Origin of the sequence: Microcoleus sp. D2_18a_D3 (assembly GCF_036702455.1) — a bacterium.
Taxonomy (GTDB): domain Bacteria; phylum Cyanobacteriota; class Cyanobacteriia; order Cyanobacteriales; family Microcoleaceae; genus Microcoleus.
Map to the genome: position 1 here is coordinate 43,981 of NZ_JAUBTK010000004.1, position 13,960 is coordinate 57,940.

A 13,960-nucleotide genomic window follows, 5' to 3' on the forward strand; every position below is an offset into this window, starting at 1 on the left:
AACCCCTGCCGGACTGCCGGACTATTGCAACAGCCCCAAAATAACCCTTGTAAAAGTTTTAAGCCTGAGACATAGCAGGCAAACAAACCTTAGTACCGCCCAAACCGCAATAACCGTTCGGGTTTTTAGCAAGATACTGCTGATGATAGCTTTCTGCGTAATAAAACTCAGGAGCATCAATAATTTCAGTAGTAATCTTGCCGTAACCAGCCGGAGTCAAAGCCTGCTGGTAAGCATCTCGCGAAGCTTCAGCTAGCTGCTTTTGGGTAGCTGAATACGTGTAAATTCCCGATCGGTACTGAGTACCAGAATCATTGCCCTGACGCATTCCTTGAGTAGGATTGTGACTTTCCCAAAAAACTTTTAGCAGCGTTTCGTAACTAATTACTTTGGGATCGAACACAACCAGAACTACTTCATTATGTCCCGTCATCCCGCTGCAAACTTCGTTGTAAGTAGGATTCGGAGTAATCCCGGCTGCGTAGCCAACCGCCGTCGAAAAAACTCCATTTTGCTGCCAAAATTTGCGTTCTGCTCCCCAAAAACAGCCCAAGCCAAACAAGGCAGTCTCCATACCGTTTGGAAAGGGAGGTTTGAGCGGATTGCCGTTAACAAAGTGACTTGCCGGTACCGACATCGACTCTGCCCGTCCCGGTAATGCCTCTTGGGGAGAGGGCAGGCTCGACTTTTTGCCAAATCCAAATAGCACCATAAGTTTGTGAGGGGATCTCTGATAAACGTCTTTACCTTACTTAATAATATCAGATGTATACTGAAAATAGTGGCCCTCTTAAAGGTAGAAGGTAAAAGCCAGAAGGCCGATTTTTTTTACGGAAGGTTTTTGGTGATACTGCTCACTGCCAACGCAGTTTTAAATCACATTAGACAGTGTTCTGTGTCACCAAAACATACCTGAAATATCACCTATTGTTGAGGTATAAATCACGCTGATTTTAGGCAACATAGCCGATTATTAAAGGTATGGTGTTGTAGAAGTTATTCAATACCATTTATTGGGAGTGTGTAGAAATGGCCACTAAACCTTGCAGTCAACCTTTAAAATCTAATCCGTTTATTACTTACCGCGACCCAATTACAGGCAAGTGGATTGTGGTAAATCAGACTTTGCCCCAAGCAGCAGAACAAGCACAGCTAGCAGCCGCTTGAGTTTTCCTATTAATTTTATCCCTGAAAAATCTACTCTAATTTCAGATTGCGTAGGGGCGGGTTTTACCAACCATCTATGCATAAAACCAACAATCTCGTCAACCCGCCCCGCTCAACGGTCAATTGGAATATACATTTTTTTATAATATCAAAGAAAGGGTTGATGGGGAGCATCTCATATTTGCAAAAACACTTCTTTCTTCTTCCTTCTGACTCTTTTCTCCTGGCTCCTGACTCCTGACTCCTAATTCCAATTTCGAGCTTTGCTGCTTTCATTGAGATGCTCCCGGGTTGATGTAGATTATTAGTTGTATGGGGCGGGTTTAGGTAGATTGTTGGCTGTTATTAAATATTATTGGTAAAACCCGCCCCTACGGTACTTATGGTAATTTAATCGGAGTTGAGTTCATCTCTTTTTGCTGTTGCAAATACCGATAGAGATATTCCGCAATTATTCCGTGCAAAAACAAGTCCCGTGCCGCATTAAACGGACTGTTGGGCGCTAGCGGATGGCGGTTGACAATTACATGATTCCAGTTGCAATTTCCGGTAATATCGCTGACGTAAGCCAAATCCATACTAACTCCCGCAACAAATAAGCTTGCCGAAAGTTGGGTTGTTCCGGTTTAACGCTTTCGAGAGTCGAAGATTCGGGAACCTCAAGAAAGTTAGAAATTTGATAAATCATAGGTTTATTGGTATTTTCCACAGCAGTTAACATCATGTATGCCGTTGTAAAGCTGCCGCTTTCCGGCACGAAACAAAATATTTTCTGTCCAGACTGCAAATTGTCAGAATTGCAGAATCCCTCTAAGATTAAATAAATCGAGACGCCGCCTGTATTTCCCCGACTGTATAAGTTGGTAAACCATTTTTCTTCAGGAATCATGCAGCCTGTTTGTTCCAGAAGTTCTACAATTTGTTCCCGGAAAAAGTGAGACGAATAGTGGCACAGCAGCCAGTCGATTTCCTGCGGACAAACTCTCTCGGCTTTAATCAACCGCAGCCAACCTTCAACACCTAATTTCATTACATTTTGGGTGTTTTTGAACAGGCGCGAGGGAAATTCGGAAGCGACGGCAATGGCGGTTTGTTTTTTGCCGAGTTCGATTTGAGAGGCGGCGTAATTTAAAGCACTAACTCCGGCACAGCAAACTCCTTGAGTTGACACTATTTCTAGGGGAAATAATTCGCAAAGTTCCCCGTGTACTGTGCTGGCAAATCCCGGTACTAATAAGTCTGGTAAAGTAGTAGCGCAGGCCAATAAGTCGATCGCCCCTGGTTCCAGATTTGCCTGAGAAATCGCATCGCGGACGGCAAATGCTGCCATTTTGCTGTTATAATATAGTGTTTCCTGCTAAAGTTGCTAATTTACTCTGGTTCGTTGTTTGGTTAAATCAAGCCAGAAAATATCTAAAATTGATTGTGCTTGGTGATTTGTGAACTTGCAAGGAGGAACCAGCTATCTTGTAGACTCGCCGGAAATCAGGCAAGTTGAGCAACAGCGACAACAAGTTACCTGAAGCGGGGTGAAGTTTATGGTAATTGAGCCAATATGTAACTAGAGTTCCTTCGCTGCTTCTCGACTGAAATGGATATTGCAAAACTAGATACTTGGTATTCTCCTTCTCAACGCCGCACGGCTGTTTCGCTGTTGATGAAACGAGTAGGCGTAACTCGCACTAGGGCTGAATGCTTTATCAGACTTTGGGTTTACTTATCGGTGAAACAGCTTCAGGAAAGCCAGCCCCGTCTCAAACCACCGCTGGCGAAACTGGAAGTGCCAGCAACAGAAGTGCTGTGCACTCACCGGGAAGCCGCCGAACTATTTTACTGCGATTCCGATCGCGGGAGCGATCGCGCCGCCGGAATGATGTTAGATAAATTAGCAGCACTCGGATTAATCGCAAAACACTTTGATGGTAACTCTACGGCAATTCAAATTCAACCAGTTTCAGAAATTTTAGAGGCCGCCGAACCTCAAAAGCCTGTCCAACTCCAATTAGATGATTTCAACCCTCGGTGCGACGCAATTATCGTTGCCAATTTATTAGCCACCAATTACAACTGGATGAACCGCAACACTAACGCCGTTCCCCAAAAAATTGCTAAAATCCTCCGGCTTTTTGCCAGTCAATACTCAAAGGGAATGAGAGTTTTGCGCCGTTCAGATAATCTCAATCCAGTCGGATTTTACTTGCTTTATCCCACAGCTAGCGAATCGGAAGTGAATTTTTTTAATGCTGCTAGTAAAGGGCTTCATTTAAGTTCTATTTCCGATATCGATCCTTTCAAGATGGCGCTACCAGGAGATCTAAATTGCCAGTCAGTATTTGTCCGCAGTTGGATGATCGATCCGCAGTATTTGTCAGAATACCGCATTGCTTTTCTCGAAGACTCACAGAAAGTTTTAGGCGAAATGAAAACAGATTTTCCCAATCTTTGCGACTTGTACACGCTGATGATTCACCCCATGTACGAAAAACTGTGCCTGACTTTGGGATTTCAGAAGACTAGCAGTGATAGTCAGTTATCTGTTTACTGGATGTATCTAGCATTGGATAGATTTTTGGCGATCGATATCAAGGAAGCATTAGTTAAACTATAAATTACCACGTCGATGATTCAGCGGTTGAAACCGCTACTACACAAACAAAGATGATTCGGCGGACTAAGAAATAAGGAGGATATTTATGCCTGATTTGGTATAATTAGAGCCACTTCAAAAAACAGAAGATCCAGAACCCCGACTTCTTGAAGAAGTCGGGGTTCTAACAGTGTTACTTCTTAGTCCGCGAAGGCGGACTTCGTTTGTATAGTCGCGATTTCAATCGCCGAGTGACTTATAAAACTTCCCGTCCCAAATAGGGTTGTAAGGCTTCCGGCACTTTTATAGTTCCGTCTGGCTGCTGGTAATTCTCCAAAATTGCTGCCATTGTGCGGCCTATAGCTAAACCGGAACCGTTAAGGGCGTGAACGAATTGAGTGCCTTTTTTACCCGCTTCTTTAAAGCGAATATTTGCCCGTCGCGCCTGAAAATCTGCGACGTTAGAACAACTGGAAATCTCGCGGTATTTGCCAGCAGATGGCAGCCACACCTCTAAATCGTAGGTTTTGGCAGCAGCGAAACCTAAGTCGCCGGTACACAGTGCGATCGCCCGATAAGGCAATTTCAGCGCCTGCAAAACTCCCTCAGCATCCTGCACTAACTTTTCGTGCTCTGCCTCGGAGGTACTCGGATGCACGAGTTTCACCAATTCAACTTTATTAAATTGGTGCAGTCGAATTAATCCCCTGGTATCTTTGCCGTAACTGCCAGCTTCCCGCCGAAAACAAGGAGTGTAAGAACAGTGATAAATTGGCAACTGTTCTGCTGTCAAAATTTCACCTCTGTACAAATTGACAACCGGAACTTCGGAAGTAGGAATTAACCACAAATCATCTTGGTCGCACTTGAAACTTTCTTCAGCAAATTTGGGTAATTGACCCGTAGCGGTGAGGGATTCAGTGTTAACTAAAAATGGGGGAATTACTTCTACATAACCGGCTTTTGTGTGGCGATCGAGCATGAATTGAATAATCGCTCTTTCCAGGGCTGCACCAGCGCCAATTAAGCTCACAAAGCGGGGCTGAGCAATTTTTACTGCCCGTTCAAAGTTGAGAATTCCTAATTTTTCGCCGATTTCCCAGTGCGGTAAAATTCCCGTATTTTGGGGTATGTATTCATCTCCCCAGCGCCGGATTTCGAGGTTTTCCTCTTCATTTTTGCCGATCGGCGTTGAGGAACCCGGCAAGTTTGGCAGCGGTAGCAATAAAGCTTCTATTTGAGCTTTTAGGTCTTTTTCCTGTGCTTGCAGTTCGTTCGACTCGGTGCCGACTGCGTTGCCTTCTGCTTGCAGTTCCTGAATTTCGGGAGATTCGAGGGGTAAACCCGATTTTCTTTTTTGACCGATGAGTTTGGCAATTTCGTTGCTGCGGGCTTGTAGTTGCGATCGCTTGCCTTCCAACTCCCGCTGCTGTTTGTCTAATTGCAAAATCGGCTCGATTTCATAGTTGCCTCCGCGAGTGTTGAGGCTTTCTTGTACGGCTTGCGGGTTTTCTCGGATTAATTTGAGGTCTAGCACAGATTTATTCTAAATCTTAAATCTTATCGGACTTGCGCTCAGAAACCCGGTTTCAATGAAAATCTTGGCTTGGGCAAGCATAAATCTATGAATTAACAGGGGTTCTGAGGATTCCTGCGTCTGTCCTATCTTAGGTTAACAGGGACAATACGGGCGAAACTACAAGCTTTGTTAATCATTTACACCCTTAATTATAAGTTATTGTCATTAAATAATCTTCTTTGGTGTCACCCATCAGGGGTGACACCCCACAAACCATGCTATACTGAGCACATTAGTAGATGCACCCTGATAATTTTCTACCCCAGCCAGCGATGGCAGGGGTTTTTTGTTGTCGCACCGACAAGAAAGCCCCAGAAGGGGTTTGTTACCCGGATGTGGCGCGCAGGGATGGTTTCCATCGACCCAATGCGGCGCGCGCATCCGAAAGTTGGTCGATCGCCGGCACACTACTCCAACAACACGCTATATATATGATTGGGTGCGCGAAGAATTCGCCGCATCATCGAAATCAGGCGGGAGTTTTAATTGGATCGAAAAATGCGATCGACAAATCACCTATTCTGTTTCCTAGAAATATTTGCCAGCGAAGGCGGCATTCAATCCTACGTTCAAGACATTCTCAAAGCTTACGTGTCAATAACCGCAGGGTCAAACTCGCCGCCGCAAGCTGAAGTTTTGCTGTTGCGAGATTCCCCAGACGGCAACAATCCTTACGAATCAAAAAATCTGAAATTTTATTACTTCAAAACCGAGAATCCCGGGTTGGGTCGTCTTAAGTTTGCTACAGTATTACTAACTCGCTTGCTGCAAAAACGACCGCAGCGGGTTTTTTGCGGTCACATCAAACTCGCACCGCTAATTCAAATTCTGTGCCAACCCTTGGGAATTCCCTACACAATTTTAACTTACGGCAAGGAAGTGTGGGAACCGCTTGGGCCCAAATATCAAACAGCAATGAGTAAAGCTGACAGTATTTGGACTATTAGCAGGTACACGCGCGATCGCACTTGCGAAATTAACAACTTAAATCCCGAAAAATTCCAAATAGTGCCTTGTACTGTAGATGAAAATATATTTACCACTGGGCCGAAGCCACAGGATTTATTAGAGCAGTACAATTTGGTTGGTGCTAAAATATTGATGACTGTAGCCAGATTGCGATCGACAGATATTTACAAAGGCGTCGATGTCACAATTCAAGCTTTGGCACAAATAGCCAAAACTTTTCCGAATGTGAAATACTTAGTTATTGGACGCGGAGACGATCGATCTAGATTAGCCAAACTCGCTGAGGATTTGGGAGTTACCGAAAGAGTAATATTTGCGGGTTTTGTACCCACAGAAAATTTAGCAGCACATTACCAGTTAGCCGATGCTTATGTAATGCCCTCCCAGGAAGGGTTCGGTATAGTTTATTTGGAAGCGCTGGCTTGCGGAGTACCCGTGCTGGCGGGGGACGCGGACGGGTCTGCCGATCCGCTGCAAGATGGTAAACTGGGATGGCGAGTTCCTCACCGAGATTCAGCAGCAGTAGCGCTTGCTTGTGTGGAAATGCTGCGAGGGGAGGATAAAAGGTGCGATCGCCACTGGTTGAGGGAACAAACCCTGGCAAGATTTAGTTTTGAATCTCTTTGTCAATCCTTACAAGGAATGTTTCAACCCTCTGACTCTGATTAACTTATAACGTAGAGAGCGGTTTCTGGGTGTATGATGGGAAAATTAACTCGATCGACCGCCGGAATTTCTGAGTAGGATAGACTTACTGAAATCCTAGACATTTCTGGAGAAATCCCGAAATAGCTAAGTAAGTCCAGGCTGTTGTTACTAGGAAGCGTTAAAGTTCATACCTTGGAGTACGTGCCAGCTCCTTGCTCTATAACTCCACAGTTAAACAGGCAAGGATTTGTAAAGCCAGTGCTGTGGAGAAAGTACCGCCTAATAACCATGCCGAGGCAACCTTTACTAATTAGGAATAGACGCAACCATGTCTAAAACTCCCAATCAAGTATTCGTACTTGACACCGACAAAAAACCTCTAACTCCGTGCCTGCCAGTGATAGCTAGAAAGCTGTTAAATGCAGGCAAAGCAAAGGTTTTTAGGCTGTACCCGTTTACAATCATTCTCAAAAAATCAGTCAACGATCTACCAAAGCCAATTGAAATCCGCATCGATCCTGGTAGCAAAACTACTGGCATAGCGTTGGTTCAGGAAACCCAAGTCATTTGGGGTGCTGAACTTATCCATCGGGGTCAAGCTATCAAGTCTCGAATTGAAACCCGTCGGGCCGTCCGACGCAGCAGCCGTAACCGTAAAACTCGTTATCGCCAACCACGATTCTTAAATCGTACTCGTCCGAAAGGATGGCTGCCTCCGAGCTTGCAGCACCGAGTATTGACGACTATGACGTGGGTTTCTCGCCTTCGCAAACTAGCACCTATCCAATCAATTGCTTTCGAGTTGGTAAGCTTTGACCCTCAAAAAATGCAAAATCCAGAGATTTCCGGCGTTGAATATCAACAAGGGGAATTGCAAGGTTACGAGGTTAGACAATACCTACTTGAAAAGTGGAATCGCAAATGTGCTTACTGTGGTAGCGAAAACTTACCGTTGCAAGTTGAGCATATTATCCCACGCGCCAAGGGTGGCACTAATCGTGTTTCCAACCTTTGCTTGGCTTGCGAACAATGCAACATCAAAAAAGGGACTCAAGACCTTAAGGATTTTCTTAAGAAAAAGCCCGAAATTATTAAAATAATAATGAGTCAAGCTAAAGTATCGTTGAAAGATGCCGCAGCAGTTAACGCAACCAAGTCCGCTTTGTTCCAAGCTTTAAAAACTACAGCGATTGAACCTATTTATGTAGGGCGGGGTTCTTTAACTAAGTTCAATCGGACTAATCTGAAGTTTCCAAAAGCTCATTGGATCGATGCTGCTTGCTGTGGAGATGTAAGTCAAGGTTTAACTTTAACTATCAACCAACCGTTGCTAATTAAGGCAATGGGTTGGGGTAGCCGTCAAGTCGTACAGACTGATAAATATGGGTTGCCGCGTCTGGGGTATAAACCCAAGAAAAAGGTCAAAGGTTGGAACAGTGGCGATATTGTTTCAGTGATTGATGGAAAGCATCAGGGAGTTAAATGCAAAAGAATTAAAACCACTAGGTTTAAAGGTAATTTTGATATTCGGGTGAACGATAGTGTGATTAGCGTTTCTCGAAATCAACTTAAACCTGTTCATCGCAACGATGGGTACAACTACTCGTTTGCGTGAGATTGTCGTGAAATGTCCGAAAAAACAGTGAGAGTTATGCCTACCTGCAAAGACACCCAAGGAGACCACCGTGAACCAAGGCACCCCCAAAATATCTTTCAAGCTACCCCGTATTAGTAATTGGCTGATACTGCTGGGCATCGCGTATTTGTTGGTGTCTATTGGTTTGGGTTGGATAGTTAAATCAGTGTTAATTTTAGTAGCTTTTTTGTTGCTGACGCCTGTGGTCGCATTTTTCGCGCTTCAGTGGTGGCTGAAACGCAATTTAATTGAGGACAATTGTCCAGTTTGTCAATACGAATTTACAGCTTTAAATCAAACTCAGTTTCAGTGTGCCAACTGCGGCGAACCTCTGAAAATAGAGGAAGGTCATTTTAGTCGCTTGACACCGCCCGGTACGATCGATGTTACCGCAGTTGAAGTATCATCGGTTCAACAGTTAGAAGATTAACCATTGGGAATTGGGAATTGGGCATGGGGAATTGGGAATCGGGCATGGGGCATGGGGCATAGGGCATAGGGCATGAGTTAGTTGTTGATTATTATTTGTGTGTTGTTATTTGCTATTTGTTACTTGTTGGTTCTAATAACCAATTCTCCATGCCCGATCCCCAATGCGCGATGCCCAAAATTACTTTTCCAAGCGCACTGCGTACCACTGCAAAAATTTTCCCGGCCCGACATCTAATTCACAATAAGTATCAATTAAATACTTGGCTTGAGCTTCCACGCCAGATATTTTATGCACGTCCTGCGGCAAATCTTCGTGTTCCTCGGCTAACACGGCTTTCAGCTTTTCTAACAGTTCCGCCGCCGTCAAAAACTGCTCTGGCTGGTTTGTTTCTAAAACCACAAACGTGTCTTCGTCATACAGTGACATAGTTTCAAAGGTTGAGGTTAATTATTTCTAAAGTTTCGTACACTTAAGCGAACCAAAGTATAAACTCTTAATTACAATTTTTCAGGCCCGGCTCGATCGTGTTACAATTAGCACCATCAGAATTCCTAGCGGATTACCGTTATTAACTTACTTGTTAACTTAGTTGTTAACCGAGTTGTCAACAGATCCGACACAGCATTTCTGAGGAGATTTGTCAAGTGCAAATTTGTCAAGTGTCAAATTGTCAAGAAATCTTCGATCGGCTGTATCTAATTATAACTGGCACTATACATTCCCATGATCACATCTTCCACTTCAACCCCTGTTGCGCGCAAACCATCTAAATCAGAAGGTCTTAAAGAACGCAGCAACTATTTACGAGAACCCGTTGCGACTGAACTGTTACAAGAAACTACCCACTTCACCGAAGACGGGATTCAGATTCTCAAATTTCACGGCTCGTACCAGCAAGACAACCGCGACAATCGAGTTAAAGGACAAGAAAAAGACTATCAGTTCATGCTCCGCACCCGCAATCCCGGCGGGTTCACTCCGCCGCAATTATACTTAGCCTTAGACAAGCTATCTGAAGAATACGGGAACCACACGATCCGCGTCACAACGCGCCAAGGTTTCCAACTTCACGGCGTGTTGAAGAAAAATCTTAAAGCAGTGTTTTCCTCAATTATTAAAAATATGGGGTCAACCTTGGGAGCTTGCGGCGACTTGAACCGCAACATCATGGCACCGCCAGCACCGTACAAAAATCGCCCAGAATACAAGTATGCGCTGCAATACGCTAACAATGTCGCCGATTTGCTGACGCCGCAAACCGGTGCTTATTATGAAATTTGGTTGGACGGCGAAAAAGCTGTTTCGGCCGAGGAAGACCCCGCAGTGAAGGCCGCCAGACAGAAAAACGGCAACGGCACAATCTTTAGCGACGACAAAGAAGAACCGATTTACGGGCAGCATTATATGCCGCGCAAGTTCAAGTGCTCCGTTACCGTGCCGGGAGACAATTCAATTGACTTGTACTCTCAGGATTTGAGCTTGGTGGTAATTACCAATAAAGCTGGCGAGTTGCAAGGTTTTGACGTGTTTGCTGGCGGCGGCTTGGGCCGTACTCACAACAAAGAAGAGACTTTTGCGCGGGTTGCGGATGAGATTTGCTATGTTGCCAAGGATGATGTTTACGATTTGGTCAAGGCAATTGTAGCAACGCAAAGAGATTACGGCGATCGCACAGACAGACGGCACGCGCGACTAAAGTACCTGATTAACGACAAAGGCGTACAGTGGTTCCGCGAAAAAGTAGCCGAATATTTTGGCAAGCCGCTAGAAGCCTTTAAACCGTTGCCTGAGTGGAAGTATTTTGATTTCTTGGGCTGGCACGAACAAGGAGACGGCAAGCTGTTTGTCGGCATTTCTGTGGATAATGGCCGGATTAAGGATGAAGGTTCATTTCAGCTAAAAACTGCTTTGCGGGAAATTGTGCAGAAGTACAACTTGCCGGTACTGGCGACGCCGCACCAAAACGTGCTGATTTACGATATTTCGCCGGATATCAAACAGGAAATTCAGGGAATACTCGATCGATGTGGCATTCAACGGGAAACTGCGATCGACCCCTTAGTGCGCTATGGGATGGCGTGTCCAGCAATGCCGACTTGCGGGTTAGCGATTACCGAATCGGAGCGCGTGATGCCGAGCATTTTAGAGCGGATTCGCGCACTTTTGACCAAAGTTGGCTTGCAAGACGAGCATTTGGTGGTGCGGATGACTGGTTGCCCAAATGGATGCGCCCGCCCTTATATGGCAGAATTGGGGTTTGTCGGGAGTTCCCCGGAATCCTACCAGATTTGGCTGGGCGGTTCTCCAGAACAAACGCGGCTGGCAAAACCAATTGAGGAAAAGCTGCACGTCAAGGATTTTGAAGCTTTTCTGGAGCCGATTTTTGTTTATTTCAAGCAAAAACGGCAACTGAGCGAGAGTTTTGGCAATTTTTGCGATCGCGTCGGGTTAGAATCTATCCGTCAATTTGTAACCAACTACCAATCTGCTGACTCGATGACAACTGAGATAAATGAATTAGAAGTTACGTCTAGTAACGGCGAGGAAAACGAGACTGCCACTGCTGGCGGTGGCAAAGTCCGCCGTCGAATTAGCGTCCGCGATGAAATTTACAACGAGCTCAAGGAAGAAGCAGCCCGTCAGGGCAAGCCGATTACACAGCTAGCTACAGAAGCGATTTCCACTTATTTAAAGAAGATTAAGGAGGAAGCATAAGCCGATTTGCAATTTTCGATTTTTGCTAGCATCAAATAAAACTCACGCAAAAATAATATAAAGGCAGAGCATTTGCAGAAAAAAACTTGGATTTTTAACATAAATCTGGTTGTAAATGCTTTGCCTTTATTATTTATTAGCCGTTGAAACCCCGCCTGCCTATCTCCTCTCTTTCTCTCTTTCTCTGCGTTCTCTGCGTTCTCTGCGGTTAAATAAAAAAATCTCTAATAGAAAACGAACAATCCCAAATTCAATGCCTCAATTACAAAGATTAGCAGTTACAGCAGCTCAAATTTGCGATCGCAAAATCGACTTAACTAGAGAACAGCAGCATTATTTAAATCGAGTGCTACGTTTGCAAGCGGGCGATCGATTTATTGCGATGGACGGACGGGGACATTGGTGGTTAGCAGTCCTAGCAGCACGGGAAACCGGGTTATTTGCCTCGATAGCAGAGGAGATTGCTGTCAACAGGGAGCTACCCGTTGAAGTAACTTTGATGGCGGCATTGCCCAAAGGAAACGGCTTTGACGAGGTTGTGAGACAAGCGACCGAGTTAGGTGTGGCAAGTATTGTGCCGGTGACGAGCGATCGAACTTTGCTCAAACCAAGTGATCAAAAAGTCGATCGCTGGAGAAGAATTGCTGCAGAGGCGGCGGAACAGTCGGAACGTCAAATTGTGCCGACGATTTTAGAGCCTATTTCGTTTGATTTGGCTGTAAAAGATTGCGGTCAAAAATATCGATTTATTTGTGTGGCTCGCGGGGACAATCGGCATTTGTGGGATTGTTTGTTGGGTAATTTAAAACCCCCCTTTGTAGGGGCGGTGCCCCCGTGCCCGCCCCCGGCTGAGGAAGAATTATCGATTGTCATAGCTGTTGGGCCGGAGGGTGGATGGACTGAGGGTGAGGTGAAAAGGGCGATCGAATTTGATTTTGAGCCGGTTTCTTTGGGGAGTAGAATTCTCAGGGCTGTGACTGCGCCGATAGTTGCTTTATCGTTGGTGGGCGCGGCTTTTGAGAAGTGCTAATATCCACACAAAAGTACCGAGACTTGCTGGGTTTGGCGATCGCAGCTAAAATGTAAATAGATAATTATCAGAGAAGTAATATGTTACAGTCAGTAGAGGGGATATACCGAAATGGCAAAATTGAGTTATTGGAAATGCCCGCTGACATAGAAGAAGCGCAAGTTATTGTTACTTTTATGCCAAAAGTAGGGTTAGTAAACTTGCAATCTCGCGGTATCAACCAGGAACAAGCAGCAGATTTACGGGTTCGGTTGAGTAGATTTGCTCCTGATTGGGAACTACCGGAGATGGATGCTTACGATGCCTTATAGTCGCGGTGATGTGGTTTTGGTTTTGTTCCCCAGCTCGGATTTGCGTACTGCGAAACGCCGTCCAGCTTTGATAGTTCAAGCTAATAATCTGGGGACGGGTTTAGGGCAAACAATTACGGCAATGATTACTAGCAACTTAGCCCGTTCAGGACACCCAAGCCGGGTTTTTGTTTCCCTAGCAACACCGGAAGGGCAGCAAACGGGATTGCTAGCTGATTCGGTAATTATGACAGACAATCTTGTGACGCTTCTAGAAGTTGAAATCGATCGCAAAATTGGTATTTTGTCGGATATGGTGGCAGTAGATGCAGCACTCAAGTACACTTTGGCAATCTGATAAAAAAAGGCGTTTTAATTCAGGAAATATAAAAAAATACTTAAATTAATCAAATCAACTCTGTCTCGTGTTAAGAGGAATTATCAGATAAATGGGTTGACAAGTCATGAAAATAGAGTTGAGGAAAGGTCGATCGCTCTTTTGGTCGAGCGCGCTTTTGGCAATTTTCGGTACCACATCAGTTTCTGCACAATCTCCGATTTTTCCCATTGCTCAACAAATTAATTGCGATCGCCCCCAAGGAGATGCACAAGTCCGAACTTGTATTCGGTTGAGGTATGAAGCCTCGGATCAACGACTGAACGAGGTTTACAAACAACTGATTCCCCAATTGAGCGGCGAAGAGCGATCGCTACTTTCCGAAGCACAATTAGGGTGGATTCAGTTAAGAGATAAAACCTGTGAATTTGAAGTTTATAAAAATCGTGGCGGTACCGGTTATGGAGGTTTCCTCAGTGAATGTTTGGATCGCATGACTAAACAGCGCACTGCGGAATTAGAAAACTATTTAAAACAAAGATAAAATACGAAGTACACCGTACAACACC

16 protein-coding genes are annotated in these 13,960 nt (G+C 44.9%); 10 read left to right on the forward strand and 6 right to left on the reverse strand.

Annotated elements, in window-relative coordinates; translation table 11 throughout:
- Positions 1-58 precede the first annotated feature (58 nt).
- Positions 59-712 carry a peptide-methionine (S)-S-oxide reductase MsrA gene (gene msrA, locus QUB06_RS03340; protein WP_333434104.1) on the reverse strand — a complete coding sequence of 218 codons (654 nt, stop codon included), beginning with the start codon at positions 710-712 and terminating at the stop codon, positions 59-61.
- A gap of 317 nt (positions 713-1,029) precedes the next feature.
- Between msrA and QUB06_RS03345 the strand changes: the two genes are divergently transcribed.
- Positions 1,030-1,167, forward strand: coding sequence for a hypothetical protein (locus tag QUB06_RS03345; RefSeq protein ID WP_333282124.1), 138 nt, complete (start codon positions 1,030-1,032; stop codon positions 1,165-1,167).
- Positions 1,168-1,230: 63 nt separating this feature from the next.
- On the opposite strand, the gene QUB06_RS03350 is transcribed toward QUB06_RS03345, so the two are convergent.
- From QUB06_RS03350 to QUB06_RS03360, 3 genes are all read right to left on the reverse strand, one after another.
- Complete coding sequence (locus QUB06_RS03350) at positions 1,231-1,443, reverse strand: hypothetical protein (protein ID WP_333434105.1); 213 nt, start codon at positions 1,441-1,443, stop codon at positions 1,231-1,233.
- Between the two features lie 104 nt (positions 1,444-1,547).
- Positions 1,548-1,745: a DUF6999 family protein gene (locus tag QUB06_RS03355; RefSeq protein ID WP_333434106.1), complete on the reverse strand. Its 198-nt coding sequence runs from the start codon at positions 1,743-1,745 to the stop codon at positions 1,548-1,550.
- Positions 1,691-2,497: a 3-oxoacyl-[acyl-carrier-protein] synthase III C-terminal domain-containing protein gene (locus QUB06_RS03360; protein WP_333434107.1), complete on the reverse strand. Its 807-nt coding sequence runs from the start codon at positions 2,495-2,497 to the stop codon at positions 1,691-1,693. Before QUB06_RS03360 ends, QUB06_RS03355 begins: the two co-directional genes overlap by 55 nt.
- Before the next feature lie 261 nt (positions 2,498-2,758).
- Between QUB06_RS03360 and QUB06_RS03365 the strand changes: the two genes are divergently transcribed.
- The gene (locus QUB06_RS03365) at positions 2,759-3,775 is read left to right on the forward strand and encodes a hypothetical protein (RefSeq protein ID WP_333434108.1); all 1,017 of its coding nucleotides are present in this window, start codon (positions 2,759-2,761) and stop codon (positions 3,773-3,775) included.
- A 235-nt stretch (positions 3,776-4,010) separates the two neighbouring features.
- On the opposite strand, the gene serS is transcribed toward QUB06_RS03365, so the two are convergent.
- Positions 4,011-5,291: a serine--tRNA ligase gene (gene serS, locus QUB06_RS03370; protein ID WP_333434109.1), complete on the reverse strand. Its 1,281-nt coding sequence runs from the start codon at positions 5,289-5,291 to the stop codon at positions 4,011-4,013.
- Between the two features lie 540 nt (positions 5,292-5,831).
- Between serS and QUB06_RS03375 the strand changes: the two genes are divergently transcribed.
- The 3 genes from QUB06_RS03375 to QUB06_RS03385 all read left to right on the forward strand — a co-directional run bounded on the left by QUB06_RS03375 (position 5,832) and on the right by QUB06_RS03385 (position 9,016).
- Positions 5,832-6,971 (forward strand): glycosyltransferase family 4 protein, encoded by a 1,140-nt coding sequence (locus QUB06_RS03375; protein ID WP_333434110.1) that lies wholly within the window; start codon positions 5,832-5,834, stop codon positions 6,969-6,971.
- A 307-nt stretch (positions 6,972-7,278) separates the two neighbouring features.
- Positions 7,279-8,565 (forward strand): RNA-guided endonuclease IscB, encoded by a 1,287-nt coding sequence (gene iscB / locus QUB06_RS03380; RefSeq protein WP_333434111.1) that lies wholly within the window; start codon positions 7,279-7,281, stop codon positions 8,563-8,565.
- Between the two features lie 70 nt (positions 8,566-8,635).
- Positions 8,636-9,016, forward strand: coding sequence for a hypothetical protein (locus QUB06_RS03385; RefSeq protein ID WP_190737398.1), 381 nt, complete (start codon positions 8,636-8,638; stop codon positions 9,014-9,016).
- Between the two features lie 180 nt (positions 9,017-9,196).
- Here the strand turns inward: QUB06_RS03385 and QUB06_RS03390 are convergent, their stop codons facing one another.
- Positions 9,197-9,445, reverse strand: coding sequence for a chlororespiratory reduction protein 7 (locus QUB06_RS03390; RefSeq protein ID WP_333434112.1), 249 nt, complete (start codon positions 9,443-9,445; stop codon positions 9,197-9,199).
- Between the two features lie 297 nt (positions 9,446-9,742).
- Here QUB06_RS03390 and sir point away from each other — a divergent pair, with 297 nt between their 5' ends.
- The 5 genes from sir to QUB06_RS03415 all read left to right on the forward strand — a co-directional run bounded on the left by sir (position 9,743) and on the right by QUB06_RS03415 (position 13,935).
- The gene (gene sir, locus QUB06_RS03395) at positions 9,743-11,734 is read left to right on the forward strand and encodes a sulfite reductase, ferredoxin dependent (protein ID WP_333434113.1); all 1,992 of its coding nucleotides are present in this window, start codon (positions 9,743-9,745) and stop codon (positions 11,732-11,734) included.
- 253 nt (positions 11,735-11,987) lie between these two features.
- Positions 11,988-12,764 carry a 16S rRNA (uracil(1498)-N(3))-methyltransferase gene (locus QUB06_RS03400; RefSeq protein ID WP_333434114.1) on the forward strand — a complete coding sequence of 259 codons (777 nt, stop codon included), beginning with the start codon at positions 11,988-11,990 and terminating at the stop codon, positions 12,762-12,764.
- An 80-nt stretch (positions 12,765-12,844) separates the two neighbouring features.
- Positions 12,845-13,075, forward strand: coding sequence for a hypothetical protein (locus QUB06_RS03405; RefSeq protein WP_333147873.1), 231 nt, complete (start codon positions 12,845-12,847; stop codon positions 13,073-13,075).
- Positions 13,065-13,412, forward strand: a complete 348-nt coding sequence (locus tag QUB06_RS03410) for a type II toxin-antitoxin system PemK/MazF family toxin (protein WP_333434115.1) — start codon at positions 13,065-13,067, stop codon at positions 13,410-13,412. Before QUB06_RS03405 ends, QUB06_RS03410 begins: the two co-directional genes overlap by 11 nt.
- Before the next feature lie 106 nt (positions 13,413-13,518).
- Positions 13,519-13,935 (forward strand): lysozyme inhibitor LprI family protein, encoded by a 417-nt coding sequence (locus tag QUB06_RS03415; protein ID WP_333434116.1) that lies wholly within the window; start codon positions 13,519-13,521, stop codon positions 13,933-13,935.
- Positions 13,936-13,960 lie beyond the last annotated feature (25 nt).

Excerpts from the sequence above, each read along its gene's own strand:
- QUB06_RS03405 (WP_333147873.1), top strand. The coding sequence starts at position 12,845 with ATGTTACAGTCAGTAGAGGGGATATACCGAAATGGCAAAATTGAGTTA.
- QUB06_RS03360 (WP_333434107.1), bottom strand. The coding sequence starts at position 2,497 with ATGGCAGCATTTGCCGTCCGCGATGCGATTTCTCAGGCAAATCTGGAA.
- QUB06_RS03350 (WP_333434105.1), bottom strand. The coding sequence starts at position 1,443 with ATGAAAGCAGCAAAGCTCGAAATTGGAATTAGGAGTCAGGAGTCAGGA.
- QUB06_RS03345 (WP_333282124.1), top strand. The coding sequence starts at position 1,030 with ATGGCCACTAAACCTTGCAGTCAACCTTTAAAATCTAATCCGTTTATT.
- QUB06_RS03390 (WP_333434112.1), bottom strand. The coding sequence starts at position 9,445 with ATGTCACTGTATGACGAAGACACGTTTGTGGTTTTAGAAACAAACCAG.
- QUB06_RS03410 (WP_333434115.1), top strand. The coding sequence starts at position 13,065 with ATGCCTTATAGTCGCGGTGATGTGGTTTTGGTTTTGTTCCCCAGCTCG.
- sir (WP_333434113.1), top strand. The coding sequence starts at position 9,743 with ATGATCACATCTTCCACTTCAACCCCTGTTGCGCGCAAACCATCTAAA.
- iscB (WP_333434111.1), top strand. The coding sequence starts at position 7,279 with ATGTCTAAAACTCCCAATCAAGTATTCGTACTTGACACCGACAAAAAA.
- QUB06_RS03400 (WP_333434114.1), top strand. The coding sequence starts at position 11,988 with ATGCCTCAATTACAAAGATTAGCAGTTACAGCAGCTCAAATTTGCGAT.
- QUB06_RS03355 (WP_333434106.1), bottom strand. The coding sequence starts at position 1,745 with ATGGATTTGGCTTACGTCAGCGATATTACCGGAAATTGCAACTGGAAT.
- QUB06_RS03365 (WP_333434108.1), top strand. The coding sequence starts at position 2,759 with ATGGATATTGCAAAACTAGATACTTGGTATTCTCCTTCTCAACGCCGC.
- QUB06_RS03375 (WP_333434110.1), top strand. The coding sequence starts at position 5,832 with ATGCGATCGACAAATCACCTATTCTGTTTCCTAGAAATATTTGCCAGC.
- QUB06_RS03415 (WP_333434116.1), top strand. The coding sequence starts at position 13,519 with ATGAAAATAGAGTTGAGGAAAGGTCGATCGCTCTTTTGGTCGAGCGCG.
- msrA (WP_333434104.1), bottom strand. The coding sequence starts at position 712 with ATGGTGCTATTTGGATTTGGCAAAAAGTCGAGCCTGCCCTCTCCCCAA.